Below are 18,448 nucleotides of genomic sequence, written 5' to 3'. Positions count from 1 at the left end.
TCCCTTCTTCGCCGACTCCTGGCCGACAACAACAGCCCAAGTAATTTCGGGAATGTGATCAACAGTCTGACTATGCCGACCCCAGCGGGCAGTAATGTGCCGGTAACTCCCTCTGGCCAGCACCTCGGTGAGTCGCCCATTGCCTGGCGATGAGCCCCCGGTGAAGAGAGTTCGGTTACCTTCGGGCCACGCTCAACCCTCCGGCCTGATACACCAGAGAAAGTGGGAGCAGCCTCGACATGGCCAGCACACTCGAAAACATCGATCTCGCCAGCGACCCGGAAGAGCACGGAAACCTCTATGTGCAGGCTTTCAATTCCGGTGACATCGCGACGCTCGACCGTATGTACACCGATGACGCGATCTCCGTCTGGGAACCCGGAAATCCGCTGTCCGGTCAGGCCCGCAAGGACGCGCTGCGGGAGTTCATCGCACTGAAGCCCAAAATGACCGCCACACTGCGCGAGAAGCATGTCACCGGGGACACCGCACTGCTGGTCGTCGACTGGACCATCGACGTGACCGACCCGGACGGCGAGCAGCAGTTGTCGGGCACCGGCCTCGACGTACTGCGCCGCGGCCGGGACGGCAAGTGGCGCTTCGCCGTCGACAACCCCTTCGGTGAGGCGGGCGCGCCCACCGCCTGACGCCCCCGCACACCGTGGGTGCGTTCCGGTCCCCCACTCGTGGCGCCGTCGCGGTGGCCATGGCGCGGCTGTCTCCGCGTCATGGCCACCGCTGCGTCATGTCCCGATGGTGTCGGCGCGCTTCCCCTTCCGCCCGACTCGTGTCCCCGTTCCGCCCAGCTCGTGTCCCTGCTCGTCTTCCCGCTCGTGTCCCGACCCACCGACCCCGCTGGAGTGCAGCCGTGATCTCATCGGTCTCTTCCGTGCCCCCTCTCAGCCCACAGGTGAAGGAGTTCCTCGACCGGCCCCATCTGCTCTACATAGGCGGCCGTTTCGTACCGGCCCATGACGGCCGGACGTTCACGACGTACGACCCATCGACCGGACAGCGCATCGGCGAGGTCGCCCACGCCGGTCCGGACGACATCACGGCCGCCGTCTCCGCGGCCCGTGCCGCCCTCGACGGGGCGTGGGGCGCCCTGCCCGCCCTGGTGCGCGGCAGGCTGCTGGCCAAGCTCGCCGATCTCATCGAGGAACACGCCGGAGAACTGGCCGAACTCGAAGCGCTCGACGGGGGCAAGCCCGTCTCCGTGAATGAGGTCATGGACATCCCGGCCGCGATCGAGCACTTCCGCTACTACAGCGGCTGGCCGACCAAGATCGAGGGCGAGACGATCCCGGTCCATATGCCGGACACCCTGTGCTACACCCGCAAGGAACCGGTGGGCGTATGCGGCCAGATCATCCCCTGGAACTACCCGTTGATGATGGCGGCCTGGAAGCTGGCGCCGGCGCTTGCGGCCGGCTGCACCGTCGTCCTCAAGCCCGCCGAGCAGACGCCGCTGTCGGCGCTGCGCCTCGCCGAGCTGATCGAGGAGGCCGGGTTCCCTCCTGGCACGGTCAACATCCTCACGGGTGGCGGTTCGACTGGAGCCGGAATCGTCGAACACCCCGGCACGGACAAGATCGCCTTCACCGGTTCCACCGCGGTGGGGCGTGAAATCGGCTCCCGTGCCGGTGCGCTGCTCAAGCGGGTCACGCTGGAACTGGGCGGAAAGAGCCCCAACATCGTCCTCGCGGACGCGGACGTCGAGGCCGCCGTCGCCGGCGCGTTCAACGGCATCTACTTCAACAGCGGGCAGAGCTGTATCGCCGCCTCCCGGCTGTATGTGCACCGGAGCGTGTTCGCAGAGGTGGTCGACCGGCTGGCCGACGCCGCCGCCAAGGCCGTGGTCGGTCCGGCATTGGACCGCTCCACCCAGTTCGGCCCGCTGGTGTCGGCCGGGCAGTTCCACCGGGTGCGCGGCTATCTGGAGGACGGCGTCGGATCCGGGGCCACCCTGTTCGCGGGCGAGGTTCCCGCACCGGAGCCCGAGGGCGGCTTCTATGTCCGGCCCGCCCTGTTCACCGATGTCACCTCCGACATGCGGATCTGCCGTGAGGAGATTTTCGGTCCGGTGCTGGTGGCCGCTCCGTTCGACGAGACGGAGGAGGCGCTGGAGTACGCCAATGACACCCCGTACGGGCTGGCGGCTGGCGTGTGGACCAGGAGCCTTGGTCATGCGCACACCTTCGCCGCACAGCTGCGCGCAGGGATGGTCTACCTCAACTCGTGGGCCTCAGGAGACCCCGCTGCCCCGTTCGGCGGCGTCAAGGCGTCGGGAATCGGACGGGAGATGGGGCGTACGAACCTGGACGCCTATCTGGAGACCAAGACCGTGTGGACGTCCCTGACGACGTGACGTCCGCGGCGCGACTCAAGGCGTCCCGACACAGCATCAAGGGGGGCGTCCCCCGGCGGATTCCGCCGGGGGACGCCCCCCTTGATGCTGTCTTGGTTCTGCAGGCCGCGGGCCGGTGCGCTCAGACCGCCGCCTTCGCCGTCAGATGGACCGGAAGCGACAGATGACCGTTGGAGATGAACGACTCCTGCCGCGCCAGGCGTTCCGCGGGCTCGGCAAGACTCAGCTCAGGGAAGCGGGAGAACAGCGCCGGCAGCGCGATCTGCGCCTCGAGACGGGCGAGCGGCGCGCCGAGGCAGTAATGCACACCGTGCCCGAAGGCGAGGTGGTCGCCGCGTGTTGCCCGGGTGATGTCGAAGCGGTCGGCGGTGTCACCGTGCACCTTCGGATCACGCCCGGCGCCGGCAAAGGAGATGAGGATCGGCTCGCCCTTGGCGATCGTCACCTCGTCCAGCTCGATGTCCTCGACCGCGTAGCGCAGTGGCATGCTCCCCAGTGGGGACTCCCAGCGCAGCGTCTCGTCGATCACCGCGTCCCAGGTGACCTCCCCTGCGCGTACGAGTTCGAGCTGGCTCGGGTGGGTGAGCAGCGCGGAGACGGCGTGGTCGAGGAGGTTGACGGTGGTCTCGTGACCCGCCGTGTACATCAGGAAGAGCGTGTCGATCAGCTCCCGCTCCGTCAGCCCCACTCCGCCCTCGTCGCGTACGGTGACCAGGCCGCTGGACAGGTCGTCGCCGGGCGTCTCGCGCTTGTACGCAAGGAAGCCGGACGCAAGCCCGTACAGGTTCTGCTCGGTGGCCCTGGCCTCCTCCTCCGTCGCCGATGTGTCGAAGATGGCATGCATCATCCGGAGCATCTCCGCGCGCATGTCCTCGGGTACTCCGAGCAGTTCGGAGATCACCTGGGTGGGCAGCGGATGGGCGAACTCCTCTCGCAGGTCGACCGGTCGGTCCTGCGGCGCGGCAGCGATGCCGTCCAGGAGCTCGGCGGTGATGGCCTCGATGCGCGGGCGCAGAGTGGCGGTCCGCCGGGCCGTGAACGCCTTGGCCACCAGCTTGCGCAGCCGGGCGTGTTCCGGACCGTATGCCGTGATCATGTTCCGGTCCTGCACCCAGATGGCCAGCGGCCAGGAACGGGCCAGCTCTCCCTCGCCGTTCTCCCAGGCGGGCCAGTGCTGATAGGCGTCCCGGGACACGCGGGGGTCGGTCAGCAGACGCTTGATCAGCGCATAGTCGGTGATGGACCAGGCCCGCACCGAGCCGGGCAGCTCGACCAGCGTCGCCGACCCGCTCTCCCGTATCCGGGCGGCCTCCCCGTGGATGTCGCGGCCCGTGGGATCTATGGCGTACGGGCAGGACTGGTTACTCATCGGACGTCTCCCATGTGTCGGCGAGCCAAGTACCTCGGATGCTCTCTGGGGACCGCCAGCATAAGGAGGAGCGTGTAACTGGGCGCTCACAGCACGGTCTTCGCATTCACCCACTGACTTCCAGGTAAGTACTGACTTTGATGTGCGTACTTGTGAGCGGCGGATTCGATAAGTGACGCTGGTGAAACGACCGAAAAAGCCAGTGTCGGCAGCGCGCTGCGGTCGCGAGGGCAAGAGAGGATTTCATGAGCAAGTACGCAGGCAAGAAGGCCGTCATTACCGGTGGAACCATCGGCATGGGTTTCGCCACCGCCAAAGCGCTGGTGGAGGGGGGCGGCGAGGTTCTGGTCACGGGACGTAACGAGAAGAACCTCGAGACCGCACAGGGCGCGCTCGGCACCCTGGCGCACGCCGTACGCTCCGACACCGCGAGCCTGGCCGACATCGAAGCGCTGGGCGGGATCGTCGAGGAGAAGCTCGGTCAGATCGACTTCCTCTTCATCAACGCCGGCTTCGCCCAGCTCGGCCCGTTCGGTCTGGTGAGCGAGGAGCTCTACGACCAGACCTTCAACGTCAACGCCAAGGGCGCCTTCTTCACGGCGCAGCGGCTGGCCCCGCTCATCAAGGACGGCGGCTCGATCGTCTTCACGACGTCCATCGCCAATGACTCGGGCAACCCCGGCATGGGTGTCTACTCGGGTGCCAAGGCCGCGGTCCGGTCGTTCACCAAGGTGATCGCCGCTGAGCTGCTGCCGCGCAACATCCGGGTGAACGCCGTGAGCCCCGGCTTCATCTCCACCCCCACCGGCGGTATCACCGGCGCCTCGGACGAAATGCTGGCCGCGTTCGAGCAGCTCGGTGACCAGATCACACCGATGCGCCGGCACGGCTCGGCCGACGAGGTTGCCGAGGCGGTGCTGTTCCTCGCCTTCGACGCCACCTTCACCACCGGCGAGGAGCTCAACATCGACGGCGGTCTCGGCCAGCGGATCAACCGGCCCCAGGGCCAGTAGCCGCGGGCGCCGCTCGCACGCACCGATCAGGGCGGTGCTTCCGGACATCACTCCGGGAGCACCGCCTTGGTGTTTACCCAGTGCGACCGCCCGTCTCCGTACCCATCGGCAGGTAATCCGTCCCCTCGCTCTGCAAGGGGACGAGGAGTTACCACGCCATGACTGGATTCGGCCATCTCTCTGCCAGGCTGCCGCTGTCCCCCGGTGGTCAATGACAAGGAGACGGAATGGCCAAGAACGAGACCGATGTCGCTGCCGTGCTCGAAGCCGTACGCGATATCGTCCCCAAACTCCGGGAGAACGGACTCGAGGCCGAGAACCTGCGCTGGCTGCCCGACGAGAACATTGAACTCCTGGAAAAGGCTGGGGTATTCCGCCTCGCCACGCCGCGCCACTTCGGCGGTCTTGAGTTCTCCCTGGCCGACCAGGCCAAGGTGTTCGCCGAAATAGCCAGGGGCTGCCCCTCGACCGCCTGGATCGCCAGCGTCTGGGTGTCCAGCGTGTGGATGGTCACACTCTTCCCCGAGGCGCTGCAGAAGGACGTCTTCGCCCGGAGCTCGGTGCGCATCTCCGGCGGCTTCACCCCCTCCGGGGTGCTCAAGCCGACCGAGGGCGGCTACGTTCTCAACGGCGCCTGGAAGTTCAACTCCGGTGCGCGCGGCGCCCATTGGAACGTCGCGTCGTCGGTCATCGAGGGCCCCGACGGTTCGTACGAGGAGGCCATCGCCCTGGTGCCGATGTCGGACTTCACGCTGGAGGACGACTGGCACACCTCGTCCGTCTCCGCCACCGGCAGCTCCACCTCCATCGCCACCGACGTGTTCGTGCCGGAGCACCGTGTCGTTCCCACCGACCCCGCGGCGTTCGAGGCCGCCCTGCCGGCCGACTACGAGCCGACCGGCCGTGAGTACGGGCTCTACAGCTATGTCATCGCCCAGGGTGTGGCTGTGCTCGTGGGCATCGCGCGCGGCGCCTATGAGCTGTTCCTGGAGCGGCTCCCCGGCCGGGGCATCACCTACACCTCCTGGACGGACCAGACACAGCACCCGCTGACCCAGATTCAGGTCGCCACCGCGGAGAGCAAGATCGCGGCTGCCGAGGCGCTGATGGATCGCACCTATGCGACCCTCCAGCACCGCGCCGACGCCGGCGAGCAGCCCAGCCTCGGGGAAAAGGCTGCCGTGCGCGGGCACGGCGCCTACGCGGTGCAGCTGGCCAAGGAGGCTGTCGAGATCCTGTTCAACGCCAGCGGAGCCACCGCCATCCAGCGCAGCGTCCCGATTCAGCGCTTCCACCGCGACATCCAAGGGCTCGCGCTGCACGGAATGATCCTTCTCAACCCCAGCCTCGAGGTCCATGGGCGCGTGCTGCTCGGCCTCGATCCGGACACCCCCCTGCTGTAGCCAACGCCCACGCCGCGTGCGTACGGCACAGGATGAATCGTCAAAGGAAGCATCGTGACAAAAGACAGACGGCTGCCCCAGCACAGCGCTCCGGGAAAGTTGTCGCGCCGTAACGTCCTCAAGGCGGGCGCGCTCTCCACAGTGGCCGCTTCAATCGCCCTGCCGAGCGCATTGGCAGCCGGGGACGGGGCGGCGCCACACTACGACGCCATCGTCATAGGCGCCGGCTTCGCCGGGGTCACCGCCGCGCGCGAGCTGCGGGCCAAGGGGCTGCGGACCCTGGTCCTGGAGGCGCGCAACCGTATCGGCGGCCGCATCTGGACCGATACCTTCGTCGGCCAGCCGATCGAGTTCGGCGCCCAGTGGGTCGGCTCGTCGCAGCCCCTCGTCAATGCGGAGCTTCAGCGCTACGGCATCGCAAAGACCTCGGGCCAGCCCCCGACCCGGGCGATCATGCCCACCCCCACCGGTCCCAAGCCGTTCTCGCCACTCGAAGTCGACGAGAAGCAGAGCGAGTTGCTGCAAAAGCTCTTCGAGGGGTCCAGGGAGTACTTCCCCCGCCCCACCGAGCCGCTGTACGCCCGGGATCGGGTGGCCCAGATCGACGGTCTGTCACTGCGCGACCGGCTCAACCAGCTCAAGTTGTCGCCGCAGGACGAGAGCTGGATCAATGGGACCACCTCCGGGCAGTCCGGTGGTTCCAGTTCGTACGGCGGGCTGACGGCCCTGACCCAGTGGTGGGCGCTGTGCGGCCACAACATCGACGGCTGGTACGGGGCCATGGCGTACCGGATCGGGACGGGCATGTCCGGTCTGCTCAAGGCCATGCTCGACGACGCGGCCGTCGAACTGCGTCTCAGCTCCCCTGTCGCCTCGGTCGCCGACGACGGGAAGCAGGTGACTGTCACCACCAAGTCGGGGGCGAAGTTCACGGCGAAAACCACCGTCGTGGCGGTGCCGGTGAACGTATGGAAGAACATCACGTTCCGGCCGGGGCTGCCCGCGGCTCACACCGCCGCCACCACCCAGGGGGTCGGCGTACCGAACAGCCGGAAGCTGTGGATGCATGTCAGCGGCCTCACCGACCGCGTGGTGGTGCACGGCGCGGAGGGGGACACGTTCACCACGGTGCTCTCCCAGGGCCAGGTCCCGGGCGGACAGCTCATGCTCGCGTTCAACAGCCTTCCGGCGCTGGATGTCACCAGCCGTACGGCGGTGCAGAGCGCATTGCGCAAGGTGCTGCCCGAGGCATCGGTCATCGAGGTCAAGGCCCAGGACTGGGGCCGGGACAAGTACTCGCTCGGCGGGTGGGCGATGCGCCGGCCCAACCAGCTCACCACGCAGTTCCCCGCGATCCAGCAGCCCTCCGGCAGACTCGCGTTCGCCAGCGGCGACATTGCCAGTGGCTGGAACGGGTTCGTGGAGGGCGCGATCGAGTCGGGGCAGCGCGCGGCGCAGCAGGCGATCGCGGCCTCGGGCAGCGCCCGCGGTCTCGCCACGGCGGCCTGACCGACAGCAGGACAAGGCCCCTGTGGCCGGGTGGGATCACCCGGCCACAGGGGCCTTGTGCACGACGTGGACCAGGATACGAACGGGGGCGGTCTTGTCGCATCGGGTGGCGTTCAACCCCTTGAGGCAGTGGTGCGGCATCACCCGACCGTGATCCACCACCGGAGATGATTCGACGGCGAGACCTGGAGGCGAGACCTGGAGGGGCTCCGCCGCTTGGAGGAGACGGGGTGGCAGGTAGGCAGCGCGCTCGAGGGCTTTCGCCCGGCACACCGAGAGCGCGCACCGGGCGCCGCACGGCCGCTCTTCGGGCGACGAAGCGAGTTGCACACCTAGGGGGCGACGCGACGGAACTTTCCGTCGAAGAACAGCAGGCCCTCCTGACCTGCCCCCCGGGTCGAGCCAAGCACCGTTCCTATGAAGATCGAGTGGTCTCCCGAGTCGTACGACTCGCTGAGCTCGCACTCCAGCCAGGCCATTGCTCCCGAGAGCAGCGGCGCCCCCGTGTGCTGCCCGGGACGCCAGTCGACCGTGTTGAACTGGTCGGGTCCCAGGGGGCGTTCCTTGTCCGCGAAGTACCGCGCCAAGGGCTCCTGGTCGGCGCCCATGATGGACACCGCGAAGCGCCGCTCGGACGAGACCGCCCGGTGCATCACGGCGCTGTGGGACACACAGCAAAGCAGCAGTGGCGGCTCCAGGGATACCGAACTGAACGCGTTGGCCGTCATGCCATGGATGTGCTCACCGCCGACGGTGAGCACGATGACACCGGTCGCGAACTGGGACATCACCTCGCGCATCGACGCGGGCGCAAGGGTTGGCGTCATTCGCCCGTTGCTGGACATGCCGCAAACGTATCCGCGCCCGACATCCCCATGCCCACCGCGAGGTCACGCATCGCTAACCGGACGAGTTCCAGGCACACTTACCGCTTCATGACCGGACACTGGGAAGCGAATTCGCCGCGCGCCCGTATGGTCGGCCCATGTCCTCACAAACTTCTGAACTCGAACTCGCCGATCCGATGATGCTCCAGTGGCTGTCCATGCTCGGCGTCGACGTCGAGTACGTACAGGGCGAGGGAAACACGCTCCACTTCCTCGACGACAAGGGCGAGCGGATATCCGTCCTCGACTACGCGGGAGGCTATGGCGCGCTCATTCTCGGGCACAACCACCCCGAAATCGTCGCGGCCGCCAAGGACTTCCTGGACGCCGGCACGCCGGTCCTCGCACAGGCTTCCCGGCAGCCCGCGGCAAGCAATGTCGCCACCACGCTCAACACCATCCTGCATCGCGAATTCGGCGTCGACGAGCCCTATTTCGCGGTGTTCTCCAACAGCGGCGCCGAGTCCGTCGAGGTCGCGCTCAAGCACGCCGAATTCGACCGGATGCTGAAGATCCAGGCGCTCGGCCAGGAGATCGCCACGCACATCGACGCCGCCCGTACCGCGGTCCAGGACGGCGGCGCCAAGGTGACGGAGGCGGCGTACGACCTGCTGGGGATCGGCGCGGCCGACCGCTCGGGCGGTACCTCCGGCTTCGAACGGCTGGTGGCCGGGATTCAGCGTCAGAATGCGGAGCGCACGAGCAGGCCCCCGCTGTTCCTCACCCTGGAAGGCTCGTTCCACGGCAAGCTGGTCGGCAGTGTTCAGCTGACGCACAATGCCTCGTTCCGCACGCCGTTCTCGGCCATGGCTCCGCAGGCCAGGTTCATCCCCTTCGACCAGCCGGAAGCCCTCGGCAAGGTCTTCGACGAGGAGCGCGGCACCGTATTCGACGTCGTGGTCGAGGGCAGCGAGGTCACTGTCGTCGAGCGGGACTTCCCGGTCTTCGGCGCATTCGTCTTCGAGGTGATCCAGGGTGAGGGCGGCATCAAGGTGGTCACCGAGGAGCTCGCCGCCGAAATTCAGCGGGCCTGCACGGCGGCCGACTGCCCGATCGTGATCGACGAGATCCAGAGCGGCATGGGCCGCACCGGTGCCTTCTTCGCCAGCTCGCTCATCGGTCTGCGGGCGGACTACTACACCCTGGCCAAGAGCCTGGGCGGCGGGATCGCCAAGACGGCGGTGACCCTGATCAGCGGCAGCCGCTACCGGCACGAATTCGAGCTGGTGCACAGCTCGACCTTCGCGAAGGACACGTTCTCGTCCACGCTAGCCCTGAAGGTGCTTCAGCTGCTGGAGGCCGAGGACGGCCGGGCGTACCGGCTGGCGCGGGACTGGGGGGACCGGCTGACGGCGCTGTTCCTGGCGCTGCGCGAGGAGTTCCCCGATGTGGTCAAGGACGTACGGGGCAAGGGGCTGATGCTCGGACTGGAATTCCACGACCAGTCTGCATCGAGCGTCGCCGGAATCCGTGACGCCGCCCTCACCGACACCTTCGGCTATGTCGTCTCCGGCTATCTCTTCCGCGCGCACCGGATCCGGACCTTCCCGACCGCCAGCGCCGTGAATACTTTGCGCTTCGAGCCGTCGGTGCTGCTGACCGACGCCGAGGTGAAGCGGCTGGAAGTCGCGCTGCGAGAGCTGTGCGTGGTCCTGCGGGACCAGAACGAGCAGCGGTTCTTCGGCTCGTGACGGGAGGTCGGATCATGCGCGGTGAATGGTTCCGGCGGTACGGCACGGCCGAGGCCGGGGCGCAGCGGCTGTACTGCTTCCCGCACGCCGGCGGCGCGGCGAGCGCGTACATCCCGTTGTCGCGGGCGCTGTTGCCGTCCGTGGAGGCGCTGTCGGTGCAGTACCCCGGGCGGCAGGACCGCCGCCTGGAGCCGGGCATCGAGGACATCGGCGTCCTGGCGGATCTGCTCGCGGAGCAAGTAGGGCGGGAGTCCGCGGGGCGGCCGTACGCCTTTTTCGGCCACAGCATGGGCGCGATCGTCGCCTATGAGACGGCGCGCCGGCTGGAGAAGCAGTCGATTCCCGGCCCCGTACACCTGTTTGTGTCAGGGCGCAGCACACCGTCCACGGGCCCTCGCACCAGCGACCGGCTGCACGGCGACGCGGAGCTGCGCGCCGAGATCCGAAGGCTCGGCGGCACGGGCAGCAGGGTGCTCGACGACCCGGAGCTGATGGAGATGGTGATGCCCGCGCTGCGCGCCGACTACCGGGCGCTTGCGGGCTACGCGTGGGAGCCGGGGTGGCCGCTGAGTTGTCCGCTGACCGTGCTGGTCGGCGACGCGGACCCGGTCGTCACCGTCGAGGAGGCCGCGGCCTGGGGCAAGTTCTCCACCGAATCGACCGAGCTGCGCGTTTTCACCGGCGGTCACTTCTACCTGGACGACCGCATGGGTGAGGTCGCCTCCGTCATCTCGGGCCGTCTTGGTGCCGGAGCGCGAGACGAGTCGGCCGCCTGAATGCAGTCGGCGCGCCGTCCGGCGAACGACCGCTTCACGCCAAATAGGCGGTGACCAGCTACCGCTCGCACACGAATCGCGGCGCCGCGTTACCCTGGGGACGCTCATTTTTACCTAAGGTCCAGTAACTGCAGGGAAGTTGGCGGGGGTGTGCGTGCATGACTGTGAGGGCGAGACCACGCGAATGTGGCCTGGACGCTGCAATGGAGGTCATCAGCGGTAAGTGGAAAGTTCTCATTCTCTGGGCTCTCCACCAACAGCACCGCCGCTTCGGTGAATTGCGGCGGCATGTCCCCGGAGTCAGCGAGAAGGTGTTGATCCAGCAGTTGCGGGAGCTGGAGGCGGATGGAATCGTCCTGCGCGAGATGTACGACGAGGCGCCGTTGCGGGTCGAGTACTCCCTCAGACCACGAGGTGAAGCCCTCTTCGAAGCACTGAGGCCACTCGGGGCATGGGGCCGCAAGCACCTGGTCCGAGTCGACGTCCCGGATGAGATTCCGGTGGAAGTCCCGGTCGAGGTCCAGGTCTGACGAGTCCGTCGGGCGACTCGGACCAGGTGGTTGATGCCTTGCCCTGCCGTGCTGCGGTGTTCTACATCCGTCCGGATCCGGACAGCAGGGGCTCTGCGACAGTCAGACAGGCGTTGCCTTGGCTCCCGAACAGGCGCCTGGGGGCGCCCATGCTCAGGAGTGTTCGGATATAGCGGCGGCGTTCGTCCGGCCGGTCGCCCGCAGTGGCGTAAAGCCGCCTGTGGAACCAGCGGGCCGACCCCTTGCGCTCGCTCAGCGCGGGTGAGAGAAGGAAGTCGACCAGCTGGTCCACAGCGGCGTCCGAGAGTGCTTCCAAAGTGATCGTGGTGAAGTGCCGTTTTCCGCCGCCCCACTCCGGCCGGCGCCCCAGCAGCTCCGGGCGGGCCGAGGCCACCACGAAGAGGGGCACCCCCGAGAAGTCGGCCATCCCGTCGACGAAGTCCAGCAGGTCGTCGTCGGCCGAGTGGAGATCGTCGACGATGAGAACAAGCGGACGGTCAAGGGCCGTCCGCTCCAGGAACTGACGCCATGCGGCCAGCTCCGTCGCCGAGTCCCTCAGCAGGAACGGACCGGCCTCGGGGTCGACGAACGGGGCCAGGCAGGCCATCAGCCGGCCCACCCGCTCCTCGTCGTCGACCAGGCGGTGGATGGTGGCGGTGAGCTTGTCCATCGCGAGCTGCGGAGAGTCACCCGGCTGGATCGCACAGAGGGCATTGACCAGCTCGCGCTGAACGGCGTGAACGGTACTCATCCTTGCCCCGCGCGACCCGTCGGGCGGCACGTAGGGGCCTCCGGCGGCCGGACTCGGCACCCGGAATCGGGCCAGATACGACCGGTCGGAGTTCTGCCGCTCGAACTCGTCCAGGAATCGCGTCTTGCCAGTCCCTGCATCCCCGAGGACGGTGACGAGATGCGAGGTGGACCGGTGCCGGCTGCGCTCGGCCAGACCCTGCAGCAGTTCCAGTTCGAACTCCCGGTCCACGGTGGGCATGGAGTCCTGTCGCATGGGGTCGCGGCAGATTCCTTGGACCGTCCACTCGCCAACGTTGTCACTTCTGTTGTACTCGAGCGTGGACTCGGTGGCCCGGCGGGTGTCGTCGCAGACCCGTATCTCGCTCGCGTCGGCGTGGGACAGCAGGGCGTGGCCCCTGTCGAGCAGGGCTCCTGTGATCGACAGCGGGCTCCCGCCGTCGGGCTGATAGCGCACCAGTGCCTCCCCCGTGACGACGGCCGCATGGAAGGACAACCCCCCTGACAGGGACGGGGGGCGAGTGGTGGGGGCTGCCCCGGAGAGCAGCTCGTCACCAATGGTCAGCGCGGCCAGCACTGCGCGCTCGGCAGCGTCCTCGCACTCCCCGTGGGCACCGAAGAGCGCCATCGAGACGGAGCCGATGGTCGCGCTGACGGTTCCGTCGAAGTGCTCGATGTTCTCCTTGATCCGGTGGGACACGTCCTCGAGTATCTCGTCAATGCGCAGAGCGTCGATGTGGGCGAGCTCCGGGCCGAGTTGCGTGCGGACGAGCAGCGCGCTGACGGACTTGCGCGCAGTGCGGGGTTCGGTGCGTCGCTCGCCGCCAAAGGCCCGAGTCGCCGCGTCGGGCGTACCGCCCGTGTTCCCGTGGCGGGGGCCTTCGTGAGCAGGCGCCGGCAACTCGTTGTGCATGGCGGCGGCTTGGGGCGGGTGGGACATGTCGGCCGACTCATGGGCACGGGCGACGGGGACGGCGGTCGTCTCATCGATGACGGCCAGGCCATGTGCGACCTCACATGAGGCAGTCAGTTCGCGCGGCCTGGCGTCCTGGCGAGGCGCTTCGTGCAGGGCGGCCGCCTCGTGCGTCACCGCGGCTTCCGCGGCGGTGCGCGTCGTGGGCGGCCGGGCAGTCCCGTGGGCAGCGGTCGGTTCTTGCGCCCCGACCGGTGAGTCCACCGCGGCGACCGGGCTCAGGACCACCGCCCCCAGCCCGGCGGGTTCACCATGGACGGCTCCCCTGGGCGGCATCAGCGACGGATCGTGCGCCAGTATCGCCTGCTGCAACAGTTGTAGTTCCCGGCCGGGTTCCAGGCCGAGTTCCTCCACCAGCGCCGTACGCACCCTGCTGTAGACACTGAGCGCGTCCGCCTGGCGACCACTGCGGTAGAGCGCCAGCATGAGCTGCCCCGAGGAACGCTCCCGCAGGGCCATGCTCTCGACCATGGCCTCCAGTTCGCTGAGCACCGCAAGATGGCGCCCACAGGCCAGCTCCGCGTCGAAGTAGTCCTCCATCGCGTCCCACTGCGCGTTCTGCGCGGCTGACAGCTCCGGCCAGTTGATACCCGCCTCGACGAGATCCGCCAGAACCGGGCCGCGCCACAGGGCAAGGGCGCCCCGGAGGATCTGCGCGGCCTGCTCGGGCTCGCCGGCCGCGAGTTCTTCCCGTCCGGCGTCCATCTGGCGCTGGAAGCGGAACAGATCGATGTCATTGAGGTCGACGCTCAGTTTGTATCCAGGCGCCTGGGTCACCAGAGCGGCGTCCGGCGATTCCCCCCTGGTGAGTACGCGCCGTAAGCCCCACACGGCGTTCTGCAGAATTTTCCTCGCGGAAATAGGGGCGTCATCAACAGACCATAAAGCGTTAAGCAGTTGGCTGGTTGCCACCACTCGATTGGCCTGCAACAACAGATAGCCGAGAGTCGCTCTCTGCTTGGTACCGCCGAGCGCCAACGAGCAGCGGTCGTCGAACACTTCCATTGGCCCCAAGATCTGAAATTGCACAACTTCCCCCTAGTGCGGTACAGAATCATGCAAACCATAACGCTTGGCCTGAAATGGGTAGAAGCAGATGAGATGTCGGACATGACGCAATTAAGGGCGACGTAAACGAGATAGTGGCTAGTGAGCGATGGATGGATCGGCCCCCTGACTTCCTCGCTCCCCACAACCTCCCCCATCGCCCCCACGCGTCGGCACCATTCCCGACCGACCCTTAGCAGGGGCCCGACTTCAGGGTAAGTACTAACTTTGAGGAAAGCAATTAACTTCGGGTGTGGCTGGGGCCGGCGCTGGACACCTCGGCACACATGGCCGAAACTCGCCCGGCGACGCTGCCGGGAGGCCACGCCCATCAACAGGTAACCCCTGACTCACCATTGCTCCGCAGAATGCCAGGTTACCGGTCCGTGACCGGAGCGCGTACGGCCTCTGCAATGCTTTTCGAAGCCTTTATACGGCTAGCGATCGACGATCACTGGAGAGTTGGGAGCAGCTTCCGCATGAGCGATGGACCCGGTTTCGACATACCCGAAGACCCCCACCAGCAGAATGAGCTCTTCGTCCGCATTTTTAATGAGGGCGACGGCGCACTGTACGACTCGATGTACACCGGCGACGCGATCTCCAACATCTCCGGCGCCCCTCTCACCGGAGCCGAGCGTACACAGTTCTTCAAGGATTTTCTGGCCATGGGCCCGAAGATCAATTCCAAGGTGCTGCAGACCTACACGACCGGCGACACCTCGCTGCTCATCGTGGACTACAGCCTCGACATCCCCAGCCCGGACGGCGAGGTCACGAATGTGCACGGGACCTGCACCGACGTTCTGGTCCGGGACGAAAAGGGAGAGTGGCGACTGGCCATCGACCGTCCGGTAGCGGACGTTCACGCGGCATAACACGCCGTCACGGCACGCCGCTCGACGCATTCACCCCCTTTGGGCCTCTGCATCGGAGCCCCTGTATCGGCATGAAATCCCGCCGATACAGGGGCTTCCTGCCTTCTCGGCCGACTTCACGATTCCCGGCGCACTCTCAGAACGAGCGGTTACCGCGCCGTGACTGAGATCTGAAGGGCAGAAACGGATTGCCGGGTAGGGTCGCTTCAGCAGCTTGAAATCCAGTACCGCATTGCTGTTGCACCGTATATTCCACGGAAAGGGCGTGCCCATGGATCACATATCCGAGGCCGTGCCGGCGAGCACGGCCGATGCAGGCGATTTCCCACTCCCCATGGTGCCGAGCAACGCCGAAATCCTGAGAGCCGTCCTCTCCCTCTCCTTGGCCGCGACGACGGTCCTGCCCACGGCGAGTTCCCATCCCGGCAAGGAGAAGTGAGAGATGACCACCACCGCACCCGACCGCCTCGTGGCCGAGATTCGTACCCTTCCCGACGCCTTGCGGCTGCGCAGCGAGAAGCAGCCCGACGAGACCGCCTATGTCTTTCTGCGTAATGGCGAGGAACCCGAAGATTCCCTCACCTACCGGGAACTCGACGACGACGCGTGCGCCCGGGCCGCCGCGCTCGAAACGGCCGGGCTGACCGGAAAGAGCGCGATTCTGCTCTACCCGTCGGGCCTTGAGTTCATCCGCACCCTGATCGGCTGCATGTACGCGGGAGTGGCCGGCGCCCCCGTCCAGGTCCCGCGCCGTCGCCAGGGCGTCGAACGGCTGCGCCGCATCGCCGACGACGCCGGCACCTCCACGGTGTTGACCACGGCGGAGGTCAAGCGCGATCTGGAAGAGCGGTTCGGCGATCTGCCGGAACTCGCCGGACTGACGCTCCTCAACACCGAGGCGCTCGCACCGCCGTCGTCCGACGCCCCCGCCTCGTACGCACTCCCGGTCTCGGACCCCGACGGCATCGCGCTGCTCCAGTACACCTCCGGGTCCACCGGAGACCCGAAGGGCGTGATGGTGACCCACGCCAACTTCCTGAGCAATGTGGTGGAGACGGACGAGTTGTGGCCCTGCGAGCCGCAGGGGACGTTCGTCTCCTGGCTGCCGCTCTTCCACGACATGGGGATGTTGTTCGGCGTGGTGCTCCCCCTCTGGGCAGGGGCGCCTTCGTACCTCATGGCGCCCGATGCCTTCATCCGCCGGCCCGCACGCTGGCTGGAGGCGATCTCCCGGTTCCGCGGCACCCACGCGGCGGCACCCAGCTTCGCCTATGAACTCTGTGTCCGAGCCGCCGATGAGGGCAGGACCGCGGACGTGGGCGACCTCTCCAGTTGGCGGGTCGCCGCCAATGGCGCCGAGCCCGTTCGCTGGGGGACCATCCGCGCGTTCGATGAGGCATTCGCCCCCTATGGCTTCAACTCCCGTGCCATGGCCCCGGGTTACGGACTCGCCGAGAACACGCTGAAGGCCACCGGGAGCCCCCAGGACCGCAAGCCCTCGGCACTGTGGCTGTCCGCCCGGGCCCTGGGCGAGAACCGGATCGAGATCGTCGGCGAAGCAGCCGAGGGAGCGACACCCATGGTCAGCAGCGGTGTCCCGGTCCTCGGCACCCAGGTGTGCACGGTGGATCCGGTCACCCTGGAGCTCTGCCCGTCGAGCCGGGTCGGGGAGATCTGGATCAGCGGGCCGTGCGTGGCCGCCGGGTATCTGGGCAGGCCCGAGCTGAGCGAGGAGACGTTCCGTGCCCGCCTGCGCGGCACGCCCCGGACCGCGGAACAGACCTATCTGCGCAGCGGTGACCTCGGATTCCTGCACAACGGCGAGCTCTATGTCACCGGGCGCCTCAAGGACGTCGTGATCCGCAAGGGCCGCAACTACTACCCGCAGGACATCGAGTTGACGGCCGAGTCGGCGGTGCCCGGTCTGCACCCCAACTGCGCCGCCGCGTTCTCCGTCGACGACGGCACCGAGGAGCGGCTCGTGGTGGTGGTCGAGGCGGACGGCCGGGTCCTTCGGACCCCCGGCGAGCAGAAGCTGCGCGAGCGCATACGCGACGCAATCCGTGAGAGCCACCGGCTGGAGGCCGAGGACATCCTCGTCGTACGCCGTGGCGCGCTCTCCAAGACCTCCAGCGGCAAGGTGCAGCGCCGAGCCTGCCGACGGCGGTACGAGGACGGCTCGTTGGACGCCTTCGTGGTGGCCCCGGCCGGGTCCGCGCAGGTGTCGCGATGACGGCGAAGGTGTTGCGCACCGCGCGGGGCCCGGCGGGCTCCCGCATCCTCGGCATCGGTGTCTACCGGCCGGCCAGGGTGGTGGACAACGACGAGGTGTGTGCCCGTATCGACTCCTCCGACGCATGGATACGTCGGCGGTCCGGGATCGTCAGCCGGCGCTTCGCCGGGGACGAGGAGACAGTCGTCACCATGGCCGCGGAAGCAGCCGTGAAGGCGCTGGCCCACTCGGGCATCGACCCGGCAGATGTGGGCATGGTGCTGCTGGCATCGATGTCCCATCTCGAGCAGGCCCCCACGGCCGCGCCCCGGGTCGCCCATCTGATCGGCTCGCATGCCGCCGCGGCCACCGACATCGGCGCCGCCTGCGCCGGATTCTGCTACGCCCTGGCGCTGGCCGACTCCCTCGTGCGGTCCGGTTCGGTCGGCCACGTCCTGGTCATCGGCGCGGAGAAGATGAGCGACATCATCGACCCCGAGGACCGGGGAACGGCGTTCATCTTCGGCGACGGAGCGGGCGCGGCAGTCGTGGGCCCCGCCGAGACAGCCGGCATCGGCCCTGTCGTCTGGGGCGCCGACGGGCAGCGGCACGGACTGATCGCACATGACCGGAGTTGGCTGGACACACGTGAGCGGACCGGGCCCTGGCCCGTTCTGCGCATGGCCGGGCCCGAGGTGTTCCGCTGGGCGACCCGGCAGGTACCGGAGACCGCCCGGCAGGCGCTGGACGCGGCCGGTCTGGAGAGCTCCGACCTGGCGGCGTTCATCCCCCACCAGGCCAACGCGCGGATCGTGGACTCGGCGGCCAAGGCGCTCGATCTCGCCCCGCACACCGCCGTGGCCAGAGACATCGTCGAGTCCGGCAACACCTCGGCCGCCTCGATCCCGCTCGCCATCGACAGCCTGTTGTCACAGGGCGCCGTGGCGTCCGGCGGCCATGCGCTCCTCGTCGGCTTCGGTGCCGGCCTGGTGCACGCGGCCCAGGTGGTGACCCTGCCATGACACATTCCGAAGAATCCGCG

15 protein-coding genes are annotated in these 18,448 nt (G+C 67.7%); 12 read left to right on the top strand and 3 right to left on the bottom strand.

Going from position 1 to position 18,448, the window contains the following annotated elements:
* Positions 1–239: 239 nt before the first annotated feature.
* Positions 240–647 carry a YybH family protein gene (locus OG729_RS35885; protein ID WP_405810156.1) on the top strand — a complete coding sequence of 136 codons (408 nt, stop codon included), beginning with the start codon at positions 240–242 and terminating at the stop codon, positions 645–647.
* A gap of 221 nt (positions 648–868) precedes the next feature.
* Positions 869–2,368 (top strand): aldehyde dehydrogenase family protein, encoded by a 1,500-nt coding sequence (locus OG729_RS35880; protein ID WP_405810154.1) that lies wholly within the window; start codon positions 869–871, stop codon positions 2,366–2,368.
* Positions 2,369–2,489: 121 nt separating this feature from the next.
* Here OG729_RS35880 and OG729_RS35875 read toward each other — a convergent pair whose 3' ends face one another.
* Entirely contained in the window at positions 2,490–3,737 is a 1,248-nt protein-coding gene (locus OG729_RS35875) for a cytochrome P450 (protein WP_405810152.1), read from the bottom strand.
* 245 nt (positions 3,738–3,982) lie between these two features.
* On the opposite strand from OG729_RS35875, the gene OG729_RS35870 reads away from it, so the two are divergent.
* From OG729_RS35870 to OG729_RS35860, 3 genes are all read left to right on the top strand, one after another.
* The gene (locus OG729_RS35870; protein ID WP_405810150.1) at positions 3,983–4,750 is read left to right on the top strand and encodes an SDR family oxidoreductase; all 768 of its coding nucleotides are present in this window, start codon (positions 3,983–3,985) and stop codon (positions 4,748–4,750) included.
* A 227-nt stretch (positions 4,751–4,977) separates the two neighbouring features.
* Positions 4,978–6,153 (top strand): acyl-CoA dehydrogenase family protein, encoded by a 1,176-nt coding sequence (locus OG729_RS35865; protein WP_405810148.1) that lies wholly within the window; start codon positions 4,978–4,980, stop codon positions 6,151–6,153.
* A 54-nt stretch (positions 6,154–6,207) separates the two neighbouring features.
* Positions 6,208–7,662, top strand: a complete 1,455-nt coding sequence (locus OG729_RS35860; RefSeq protein ID WP_405810147.1) for an FAD-dependent oxidoreductase — start codon at positions 6,208–6,210, stop codon at positions 7,660–7,662.
* A gap of 332 nt (positions 7,663–7,994) precedes the next feature.
* Here the strand turns inward: OG729_RS35860 and OG729_RS35855 are convergent, their stop codons facing one another.
* Complete coding sequence (locus OG729_RS35855) at positions 7,995–8,507, bottom strand: flavin reductase family protein (protein ID WP_405810145.1); 513 nt, start codon at positions 8,505–8,507, stop codon at positions 7,995–7,997.
* Between the two features lie 140 nt (positions 8,508–8,647).
* Between OG729_RS35855 and OG729_RS35850 the strand changes: the two genes are divergently transcribed.
* The 3 genes from OG729_RS35850 to OG729_RS35840 all read left to right on the top strand — a co-directional run bounded on the left by OG729_RS35850 (position 8,648) and on the right by OG729_RS35840 (position 11,546).
* On the top strand, positions 8,648–10,240 hold the full coding sequence (locus tag OG729_RS35850) for an aspartate aminotransferase family protein (protein ID WP_405810143.1): 1,593 nt from the start codon (positions 8,648–8,650) through the stop codon (positions 10,238–10,240).
* A 14-nt stretch (positions 10,241–10,254) separates the two neighbouring features.
* A complete protein-coding gene (locus tag OG729_RS35845; protein WP_405810142.1) occupies positions 10,255–11,016 on the top strand; it encodes a thioesterase II family protein in 762 nt (253 codons plus the stop codon).
* 203 nt (positions 11,017–11,219) lie between these two features.
* Positions 11,220–11,546, top strand: a complete 327-nt coding sequence (locus OG729_RS35840; RefSeq protein WP_405810141.1) for a winged helix-turn-helix transcriptional regulator — start codon at positions 11,220–11,222, stop codon at positions 11,544–11,546.
* 61 nt (positions 11,547–11,607) lie between these two features.
* Here OG729_RS35840 and OG729_RS35835 read toward each other — a convergent pair whose 3' ends face one another.
* On the bottom strand, positions 11,608–14,046 hold the full coding sequence (locus OG729_RS35835) for a BTAD domain-containing putative transcriptional regulator (protein ID WP_405810140.1): 2,439 nt from the start codon (positions 14,044–14,046) through the stop codon (positions 11,608–11,610).
* 749 nt (positions 14,047–14,795) lie between these two features.
* Between OG729_RS35835 and OG729_RS35830 the strand changes: the two genes are divergently transcribed.
* The 4 genes from OG729_RS35830 (at position 14,796) to OG729_RS35815 (ending at position 18,428) form a co-directional block, all read left to right on the top strand.
* Complete coding sequence (locus OG729_RS35830) at positions 14,796–15,194, top strand: YybH family protein (protein ID WP_405810138.1); 399 nt, start codon at positions 14,796–14,798, stop codon at positions 15,192–15,194.
* Between the two features lie 271 nt (positions 15,195–15,465).
* Positions 15,466–15,633, top strand: coding sequence for a hypothetical protein (locus tag OG729_RS35825; protein WP_405810137.1), 168 nt, complete (start codon positions 15,466–15,468; stop codon positions 15,631–15,633).
* A 3-nt stretch (positions 15,634–15,636) separates the two neighbouring features.
* Positions 15,637–17,427: a fatty acyl-AMP ligase gene (locus OG729_RS35820; RefSeq protein WP_405810135.1), complete on the top strand. Its 1,791-nt coding sequence runs from the start codon at positions 15,637–15,639 to the stop codon at positions 17,425–17,427.
* A complete protein-coding gene (locus tag OG729_RS35815) occupies positions 17,424–18,428 on the top strand; it encodes a beta-ketoacyl-ACP synthase III (RefSeq protein WP_405810133.1) in 1,005 nt (334 codons plus the stop codon). The genes OG729_RS35820 and OG729_RS35815 overlap by 4 nt, the downstream gene beginning before the upstream one ends.
* Positions 18,429–18,448: the final 20 nt, after the last annotated feature.

The sequence above is a fragment of the Streptomyces sp. NBC_00210 genome (assembly GCF_045160975.1).
In the GTDB taxonomy this organism is placed as follows: Bacteria; Actinomycetota; Actinomycetes; order Streptomycetales; family Streptomycetaceae; genus Streptomyces.
The sequence above is the reverse complement of the archived record's forward strand: the minus strand, read 5'-3'. Positions and strand labels throughout refer to the sequence as shown.